This window comes from Planococcus donghaensis MPA1U2 (assembly GCF_000189395.1).
GTDB lineage: Bacteria > Bacillota > Bacilli > Bacillales_A > Planococcaceae > Planococcus > Planococcus donghaensis_B.
The window spans coordinates 1-7,891 of record NZ_AEPB01000013.1; the positions used below are offsets into that span (position 1 = coordinate 1).

The 7,891-nt window shown below is 40.7% G+C and carries 8 protein-coding genes, 1 tRNA gene and 1 other RNA gene; 8 read left to right on the forward strand and 2 right to left on the reverse strand.

Going from position 1 to position 7,891, the window contains the following annotated elements; genetic code table 11:
* Positions 1–68: 68 nt before the first annotated feature.
* Entirely contained in the window at positions 69–929 is an 861-nt protein-coding gene (locus tag GPDM_RS03875) for an alpha/beta fold hydrolase (RefSeq protein WP_008429145.1), read from the forward strand.
* Positions 930–939: 10 nt separating this feature from the next.
* Here GPDM_RS03875 and tadA read toward each other — a convergent pair whose 3' ends face one another.
* The gene (gene tadA / locus GPDM_RS03880; protein WP_008429147.1) at positions 940–1,428 is read right to left on the reverse strand and encodes a tRNA adenosine(34) deaminase TadA; all 489 of its coding nucleotides are present in this window, start codon (positions 1,426–1,428) and stop codon (positions 940–942) included.
* Between the two features lie 123 nt (positions 1,429–1,551).
* Between tadA and GPDM_RS03885 the strand changes: the two genes are divergently transcribed.
* The 3 genes from GPDM_RS03885 (at position 1,552) to GPDM_RS03895 (ending at position 3,811) form a co-directional block, all read left to right on the forward strand.
* Positions 1,552–2,412: a YitT family protein gene (locus GPDM_RS03885; protein ID WP_008429148.1), complete on the forward strand. Its 861-nt coding sequence runs from the start codon at positions 1,552–1,554 to the stop codon at positions 2,410–2,412.
* A 95-nt stretch (positions 2,413–2,507) separates the two neighbouring features.
* The gene (locus GPDM_RS03890) at positions 2,508–3,146 is read left to right on the forward strand and encodes a deoxynucleoside kinase (RefSeq protein ID WP_008429150.1); all 639 of its coding nucleotides are present in this window, start codon (positions 2,508–2,510) and stop codon (positions 3,144–3,146) included.
* Positions 3,143–3,811: a deoxynucleoside kinase gene (locus GPDM_RS03895; protein ID WP_008429152.1), complete on the forward strand. Its 669-nt coding sequence runs from the start codon at positions 3,143–3,145 to the stop codon at positions 3,809–3,811. Before GPDM_RS03890 ends, GPDM_RS03895 begins: the two co-directional genes overlap by 4 nt.
* A gap of 131 nt (positions 3,812–3,942) precedes the next feature.
* Here the strand turns inward: GPDM_RS03895 and GPDM_RS03900 are convergent.
* Positions 3,943–4,035: transfer RNA gene (locus tag GPDM_RS03900), tRNA-Ser, on the reverse strand.
* A gap of 294 nt (positions 4,036–4,329) precedes the next feature.
* On the opposite strand from GPDM_RS03900, the gene ffs reads away from it, so the two are divergent.
* The 4 genes from ffs (at position 4,330) to recR (ending at position 7,451) form a co-directional block, all read left to right on the forward strand.
* Positions 4,330–4,595, forward strand: an RNA gene (ffs, locus tag GPDM_RS16405) — signal recognition particle sRNA large type.
* Positions 4,596–4,760: 165 nt separating this feature from the next.
* Positions 4,761–6,494, forward strand: a complete 1,734-nt coding sequence (gene dnaX / locus GPDM_RS03905) for a DNA polymerase III subunit gamma/tau (RefSeq protein ID WP_008429153.1) — start codon at positions 4,761–4,763, stop codon at positions 6,492–6,494.
* Positions 6,495–6,521: 27 nt separating this feature from the next.
* On the forward strand, positions 6,522–6,842 hold the full coding sequence (locus GPDM_RS03910) for a YbaB/EbfC family nucleoid-associated protein (protein WP_008429155.1): 321 nt from the start codon (positions 6,522–6,524) through the stop codon (positions 6,840–6,842).
* 12 nt (positions 6,843–6,854) lie between these two features.
* Positions 6,855–7,451, forward strand: a complete 597-nt coding sequence (gene recR, locus GPDM_RS03915) for a recombination mediator RecR (RefSeq protein WP_008429158.1) — start codon at positions 6,855–6,857, stop codon at positions 7,449–7,451.
* The last annotated feature ends 440 nt before the right edge of the window (positions 7,452–7,891 follow it).

Genomic DNA, 7,891 nt, shown 5'->3' on the forward strand with positions numbered 1-7,891 from the left:
GCGCTTTTTTTTATGTGGAAAAGAGGGTAGTGAGAAGGTAAAGAGTGAGACAAAAAGGAGTGATTAGGATGGACAATTTAAGCTTTCGCTATATCAAGACGAACGGCATAACGCTACATACGGCTGTAGCCGGTCCAGAGGATGGCCCTTTAGTTATTTTGTTGCACGGCTTTCCAGAATTTTGGTTTGGTTGGAAAAATCAAATTCAGCCTTTGGCGGAAAAAGGCTATCAAGTAGTGGCGCCTGACCAACGTGGTTATAACTTGAGTGATAAGCCTGAAGGAATCGATTATTACACCATCGATTATTTGCGAGATGACGTGATTGGAATTATTGAATTTTTTCATAAAAAGAAAGCCATTATTATTGGCCATGATTGGGGTGGTGCGGTGGCTTGGCATTTAGCAGCTACGCGTCCTGAATATGTCGAGAAATTGATTGTGTTGAACATTCCCCATCCACGGGCAATGCCACGGGTATTTATGAAAAATCCATTGCAGTGGATGAAAAGCTCTTATATTGCTTTTTTCCAATTGCCAAATTTGCCTGAGAAAGCTCTCGGTATGCGAGAGTTTAAAGTTATGCAGCGAGGCATTGAAAAATCTAGCAATCCAGATGCTTTTTCAACATCCGAAATAGCACAATATAAAACGGCGTGGTCGCAGTCAGATGCACTGACTGCGATGCTTAACTGGTACCGGGCTATCCGAAAGGGCAGTTTTAAGCAACTGGCTGAATCAAAAATCAACGTACCGGTCCGAATTATTTGGGGGTTAGGCGATCAGTTTTTGTCACCCATGTTAGCAAAAGAAAGCATGTCTTTTTGTGAAGAAGTCAATTTGGCATTTGTCGGAGAAGCGACGCACTGGATTCAGCACGAACAGCCAGAAATCGTCAATCACTTGATCGATCAGTTTATTAACGAATAAAAAACGGAACCTATAGTTGGGTTTCCGTTTTGTTTTTTATTTCTCGCAAATTCCGAAAAAACTGTGTTAATAATTGACCACATTCGTCAGCAAGTACATTTTCGGTTACCTGGCATTGATGATTAAAACGGTCATCGTTTAACAACCGATATAAAGAATCGACACAGCCAGCTTTGGCATCACGCGCTCCGTAAACAATATGCGGAATACGAGATTGTAAAATAGCACCTGCACACATCGGGCAAGGCTCTAACGTAACGTAAAGCTTTGTATCTTCAAGTCGCCAATTGCCAAGGTGCAGACAAGCTTCTTGAATAGCTAACAATTCAGCGTGTGTGACAGCGTTATTTGTGGTTTCACGTAAATTATGTGCTCGTGCAATCACTTCGTCTTTATAGACGATCACAGCGCCAATCGGAACTTCGCCTTTGGCAGCTGCTTTATTGGCTTCTTCGATGGCCAATTGCATATAAAAATGATCTTTTTCCATTTCGTTCATGATGCATCGCTCCTTAAATCTAGTGTAGCATTTTCTATCCATTAAAAGAGTCGTGCAGACAAAAAACGCAGAACAACGTAGAATAGAAGGACCAGATACTAAACGGTGAGGAGTGGTAGAAGAATGAAACAACACAAAAAAGAAAAGAAACTACACTTTATTCTGCGGTATATCTTTATCTTTATAGGTGCCACAATGGCTGCAGCTGCGATTGAGTTGTTTTTAGTTCCTAACTCAATTATTGATGGGGGCATTATTGGGATTTCTTTAATATTGAACTATTTAACTGTTATTCCTTTTGGTGTGTTAATCGTAGCGATCAACTTACCGTTCCTTTATTTTGGATATAAACATATCGGTCGGAACTTTTTCATTTCTTCTATTTTTGCGATTGTCTCATTAGCGTTGATTGAAATTCCCATGCATAACATTGAACCATTTGTGGATGACCCACTTCTTGCTACAATATTTGGTGGGATACTTCTCGGTATGGGTGTTGGACTTGTTATTCGTAACGGTGGAGCACTGGATGGTACTGAAATTCTTGGGATTTTATTGACGAAAAAATTGCCATTTTCAATCGGTGAATTTGTGATGTTTTTCAATATCTTTATCTTTGGATGGGCTGCCTTTGTACTTGGGCTAGAACAGGCAATGTATTCAGTTTTGACTTATTATATCGCTTCTAAAACAATTGACGTGGTCATACAAGGACTTGAAGATACAAAAGCGGTACTTATTATTTCGGAAGAATACGAAGAAGTCGGTTCGGCGATTAACGATCGTCTTGGCCGAAGCTTTACGAAGTTGCACGGTCAAGGGGGTTATTTGAATACACCTAAAGATGTCATTTACGTAGTGGTTACTCGTTTAGAACTGACAAAACTCAAACAAATTGTTAATGATGTTGATTCGAAGGCCTTTTTAACGGTTATGGACACACAGGAAGTGCACGGTGCGACTTTTAAAGTACCTATTCATTGACCTAATTGCGGACTTTTCACTCTACTTTTCAAAGGAATGGTGTGTTAAAATAAATGGCATTGCAATTTACTTGAATCGAAAAAGGAGGACTTCGCATGCCGGTTCCATTCATCACGGTAGAAGGCCCGATTGGTGTAGGTAAGACTTCGCTAACAAAAGCGCTCGCCGATCAAAATCAATTTCAGCTATTAAAAGAAATTGTTGACGAAAACCCGTTTTTAAATAAATTCTACGAAGATATAGAAGAGTGGAGCTTCCAGACAGAGATGTTCTTTTTATGTAATCGCTACAAGCAACTAGCGGATATTCAAAAAAAGTTCATTTCCAATCACGAACCGGTTGTGGCGGATTATCATATCTTTAAAAACCTTATTTTTGCGAAGCGTACATTGCCAACGGCTGAATATGCTAAGTACGAAGCCATCTATAAAATTTTAACGGTAGATATGCCAAAACCGAACATGGTGATTTATTTGCACGCAAGTTTAGATACGTTGATGAAACGCATCAAATTGCGTGGACGCGAGTTTGAACAAATGATTACCCCAGAATACATGGAACAATTAGCTGCGGATTATCATGAGTTTATCGAACGCTTTGAACGAGAGCATCCGGAAATTCCTGTTTTGCGTTTTAATGGGGATGAAATCGATTTTGTTCAAAACAATGGCGACTTGCAACTGATCTTGGACAAAGTAGACGGAACTTTACAGAAGAGGAGTTTGACCTTATGAATTTACGCGAAAAATACGGCATTCCACAAAATGCAGTAATTACAATAGCCGGCACAGTAGGTGTCGGGAAATCCACTATGACAAAAGCGTTGGCAGATGCATTGCAATTCCGCACATCATTTGAAAATGTTGATACTAACCCTTATTTAGATTTGTTTTACGAGGATTTTGAGAAATGGAGTTTCCATTTGCAAATTTATTTCCTAGCTGAACGGTTTAAAGAGCAAAAACGGATGTTTGAATATGGTGGCGGGTTTATCCAAGACCGTTCCATCTATGAAGATACCGGGATTTTTGCAAAAATGCATTGGGACAAAGGCACAATGAACAAAGTAGACTATGAAACGTACACGAATTTGTTTGAAGCAATGGTAATGACCCCATATTTCCCGCATCCGGATTTATTGATTTACTTGGAAGGGTCTATTGAAGATATTCTTTCACGTATACAAGAACGCGGACGTGCTATGGAGCAGCAAACGCCAGTCGATTACTGGTTAGAAATGCATCAGCGCTATGAAAGCTGGATTAATTCGTTTAACGGGTGTCCGGTATTGCGTTTAAACATTAATGATTATGATTTAATGAAAAACCCAGAGTGTTCAGAACAAATTGTTGAACGCATTGGCGATTTTATGCAACAAACATCGATTCTTCGCAAATAAACAAACCCCTTGAGCTTTTGCTCAAGGGGTTTTAACTATTTCCCGGGAAATATAAAAAAGGCATAAAAAAACCGAAAGGCGAGAGCCTTTCGGTTTGCTATATCGAAGTTATGTATAAGTAAAATTAAAAATGGAGGAGGAAGAGGGATTCGAACCCCCGCGGGATTTGACTCCCCTGTCGGTTTTCAAGACCGATCCCTTCAGCCAAACTTGGGTATTCCTCCGTGTAAGACAAGAATTAATTTATCATGGATGAATAATAACTGTCAACAGTTTTTGAAGTTTTTTTTAATTTATTTCAAAAAACCTTAATTAACCTAGAAAGTGGACAGTATAAATACAAATAAGACAGTAAGCTTTGTTTTCTTGAATTAGAAGGACGAAGCCCAGGTACTCAACATTAAAAATCAGAAATCGAGTAAAGTACTGACTTGATCTTTGGGAAGTGAAAAAGAAATTCTTGTTAATTGAAGGTTACGGATTGATTTTTCGACGATTAATTCGTATACTAGTAAATGCCGTGCTAGGTGGGAAGATAGCGGTGTCCTGTAACCTGCAATCCGCTTTAGCAGGACTGAATTCCTTTCTGAGGCTGTTTGTATGTAAGGTCTGCCTCTTGCACGTAGTGTTGACATCTGGGTCCTGCGCAATGGGATCCCATGAACCATGTCAGGTCCGGAAGGAAGCAGCATTAAGTGGAACATTCCATGTGCCGCGGGATCGCCTAGATCGAGCCAGCGACAAGGGTAACGCTTATGTACAGCAGTCGAAGAAAGGTGCACGGCAAAAATTCGTAATTTCAAACCTGTCCGCTCTCGTAGCGGGCAGGTTTTTTTATTTTCTGAGTTGTAGAGTCGTTACGCGAATCGTAGGGAATCGTTCAGAAAAACCTGTGTTTTATGGTATAATGACAGGACGAAAAACAGATTCTTCAAAAGGAGAGAACAAGTTGGCGTATCAAGCTTTTTACCGTGTTTACAGACCACAGTCCTTTTCTGAAATGACAGGTCAGACGCATGTCAAACAAACCCTTCAAAATGCTCTCCTTTACAATAAGACAACACATGCTTATTTGTTCTCGGGACCAAGAGGGACAGGGAAAACCAGTGCCGCTAAAATATTCGCAAAAGCGTTAAACTGCGAGCAAGCTCCAACGGCGGAACCTTGTAATGAATGTACTTCTTGCAGAAGCATTAACGAAGGATCCAATACCGACGTGATTGAATTCGATGCGGCTTCCAATTCTCGTGTAGAAGAGATGCGGGAAATCATTGAAAAAGTTCGGTTTTCACCGGCCAACTCACGTTTTAAAATTTATATTATCGATGAAGTGCACATGTTATCAAACAGCGCCTTTAACGCGTTGTTGAAAACATTAGAAGAACCACCAGAGCACGTAGTATTTATATTAGCGACAACCGAGCCACACAAACTGCCATTGACAATTATTTCTCGCTGTCAGCGCTTTGATTTTAAATCCCATACGCAAGTGGACATTGTTTCCCGTATGGTAGAAGTGTTAACAGATGCGAAGATTCCTTATAACGAACAAGTGCTAAAAATTATCGCGCAAGCTGCAGCAGGTGGAATGCGTGATGCATTAAGTTTACTAGACCAAGTTGTCTCATTTAGTGGAGATGAAATGACGGTTGAAGACGCATTACTCGTAACAGGTTCTGTGAGTCAAGATGTCTTTTACGGGATTGCAGAAGCATTGCTCGCTAAAGACATCGGTCAAGCGTTAACATTGTTGGAACAATTGGTACGCGATGGTAAAGATCCTGTGCGTTTGGTCGAAGATTTCATTACTTTCTTCCGTGATTTGCTATTGATTCAAACAGCACCAGATCTACACGACATGTTAGAGCTAGCGGCGCACGAACCGCGTTTTGAAGAGTTAGCTAACCGCTTTGAATCCACGACGCTTTACAATTGGCTAGATATATTATCCAAGACGCAGCAAGAAATGCGCTTTTCAAACCATACAAAAATCTACATGGAAACAGCTTTGCTGAAAATGGCACAAGCAGACGTGCCGACACAAAGCGCGGCTTCTGCTGCATCACCTGAACTAGAAGCAAAAGTGATTCAGTTGGAAAATTTGGTGCGTGAATTGCAGCAGCAAGTGAAAAGTGGTGCAGGAGGCGGCGCACAAGCAGCGCCGACTGAGCAGAAAAAGCGTCAACGCGTCCAAAGCAGTTTTAAAATCCCAACTGGCCGTATTCAAGATGTCTTAAAAAATGCGACAAAAGCAGATATTCAAGCGATTAAAACCAATTGGGCCACTGTCATGAATCAATTGCAGCGGTCGCATTCGGCTTTATTGAATGATGCAGAGCCAGTAGCGGCATCGGCGGATGCATTTGTGTTAAAATTCAAGTATGATATTCATTGCCAGATGGCTTCTGAAAACCAAACCTTTGCTGCGACATTCAGCCAGTTGCTGGAGCAGTACGCGGGCAAAGCATATACACCGGTTTTCGTACCAGATGCCAGTTGGCTGAAAATCCGTGAAGAATTTATTAAACAAAGCGGGTTAAAGTCAGGCACTGAAGAAAAACAGTCAGAGGCTGAAGAAGAAAATCCGTTTTCGGGTGATGGGGCAGTAGCGGAAGAAGATCCGTTTATCTCAGAAGCTGAGCGTCTTTTCGGAAAAGACTTTGTCGAAGTTCATGACGATTAAAATGAAAATTCTAAGGAGGAACTAATTATGCGCGGTGGAGGAAATATGCAAGGCATGATGAAACAAATGCAAAAAATGCAAAAAGAAATGGCAGTGGCTCAAGAAGAACTTGGAACATTGAAATTTGAAGGATCAGCAGGCGGCGGAATGGTCAAAGTTACTGTATCTGGTCACAAAGAAGTATTGGATATTGTTCTTGATCCAACAGTAGTGGACCCAGAAGATGTTGAAATGTTACAAGATCTTTTAGTTGTTGCGACAAATGAAGCGTTTAAAAAAGCGGATGAACATGCGAATTCCACAATGGGGAAATTCACGAAGGGCTTAAATCTCCCGGGCATGTTCTAGGAGGTAAACTAGATGCATTATCCAGAACCCATTTCGAAATTAATGGAGAGCTTTATGAAATTGCCAGGAATCGGGCCGAAAACGGCGGCCCGTCTGGCGTTTTTTGTTCTTGGCATGAAAGAGGATACAGTGCTTGATTTTGCAAAGGCATTAGTCGATGCAAAACGAAACTTAAGCTTTTGCTCGGTTTGCGGCCATATTACCGATGTAGATCCTTGTCATATTTGCCAAGATCAACAGCGGGACCGTACGACGATTTGCGTAGTGCAAGACCCGAAAGATGTTATTGCAATGGAAAAAATGCGCGACTACAAAGGGTTGTATCATGTTTTGCAAGGAGCGATTTCTCCAATGGATGGAATTGGCCCTGAAGACATCAATGTGCCATCTTTACTGAAACGTCTTCAAGATGAAGAAGTAGAAGAGTTGATTTTAGCTACAAACCCGACAATTGAGGGAGAAGCGACAGCCATGTACATTTCTCGTCTCGTAAGACCGTCCGGAATTAGAACAACTCGAATTGCCCACGGACTTCCAGTAGGTGGAGATTTAGAGTATGCCGACGAAGTGACCTTGTCGAAAGCGTTAGAAGGTCGACGAGAGCTTTAACTGCAAAATAAATGTTTTAAACTTCTGTGAAATTGGAAAATATTCTGACATATTATGTTTTGGATATAATTGTTAGAGAGTTAATTTGTCTAGTATATAGAGAGAGAAAAAAGAAGTCGGATTAAAACAGCTTTTTATAAGCGAGTAAAACGACTTCTTTTTTTAGCTCTTATATAGAAGGAAAAGAGAATCTATTAATTAATGTTTTATAAATATAATTTTATTTACCAAAAGTGTTGACAGTCTGTAGTATATGCTTTAATATCATAGGAGTCGTCAAGAACGACACAATAACTTGAAACAAACTGAACCTTGAAAACTGAACAGCAAAACGTCAACGAAAGACGTCACGAGCACCTCGGTGCGAGAACGGCTTTTGCGAAGGTTGCCTTTGGCAATCAGAGCGAAGTGGTTTTTTATCTCAGTGTTTGTGACTACAA